1 protein-coding gene is annotated in these 1121 nt (G+C 63.0%); it reads right to left on the reverse strand.

The features are described 5' to 3' along the window. On the reverse strand, positions 1-1121 hold a 1121-nt coding region (ilvA, locus tag FSO04_RS45810), incomplete at both ends, for a threonine ammonia-lyase, biosynthetic (RefSeq protein WP_154568011.1).

The following is a 1121-nucleotide window of genomic DNA, read 5'->3' on the forward strand; positions in this document are numbered from 1 at the left end:
CCCTGGTTGCGATAGTGGAACAGGCTGATATTCCAGTTCGGCGCCATCGACGACAAGAACTTCATCAGCGCGCCCGGACGCTCCGGAAACTCGAAGCGGAACAGGCGTTCGTCGTGGGCCAGCGGCGAACGGCCGCCGACCATATAACGGATGTGCTGCTTTGACAGTTCATCGAAAGTCAGATCGACGGTGGCAAAACCATGCGCTTCAAATGCGCCCGCGATCTGCGCGGATTCGCTGCGATTGCGGATCTGCACACCGACGAAGATATGGGCTGAATTCGCGTCCGCAATGCGGTAGTTGAACTCGGTGACGCTGCGCGTGCCCACCAGTTCGCAGAACCGGCGGAAACTGCCGCGCTCTTCCGGAATCGTCACGGCGAACACGGCTTCACGCGCTTCACCGACTTCAGCGCGCTCCGCCACGAAACGCATGCGATCGAAGTTCATGTTCGCGCCGGACGTGATCGCAATCAGCGTCTGGTCCTCGATGCCTTCGCGCTCGGCATACTGTTTGGCACCCGCCACGGCCAGTGCGCCGGCCGGCTCCAGCACGCTGCGGGTGTCCTGGAACACGTCCTTGATCGCGGCGCACAGCGCATCGGTATTCACGAGCAGCACGTCGTCGAGATATTCGCGGCACAGGCGGAAGGTTTCCTCGCCGACCAGCTTCACGGCCGTGCCATCCGAGAACAGCCCGACTTCGTTCAATGTGACCCGTTCGCCTGCTTTCAAGGAAGCCGCCATCGCACACGAGTCGTCGGTCTGCACGCCGATCACCTTGATCTCCGGGCGCACCGATTTCACGTACGCGGCCACACCTGCCGCTAGGCCACCACCACCGATCGGCACGAAGATCGCGTGGATCGGGCCCTGATGCTGGCTGAGAATCTCCATCGCGACCGTGCCCTGGCCGGCGATCACGTACGGATCGTCGAACGGGTGGACAAACGTCAGGCCGCGTTCTTCCTGCAGCTTCACCGCGTGCCCGTACGCATCGCTATAGGATTCGCCGAACTGCACGACTTCGACGGTCGCCCCGCCATGCGCGCGCACCGCGTCGACTTTCACCTGCGGGGTCGTCACGGGCACCACGATGATCGCCTTCACCCCCATGCGGGC

Origin of the sequence: Paraburkholderia madseniana (assembly GCF_009690905.1) — a bacterium.
In the GTDB taxonomy this organism is placed as follows: domain Bacteria; phylum Pseudomonadota; class Gammaproteobacteria; order Burkholderiales; family Burkholderiaceae; genus Paraburkholderia; species Paraburkholderia madseniana.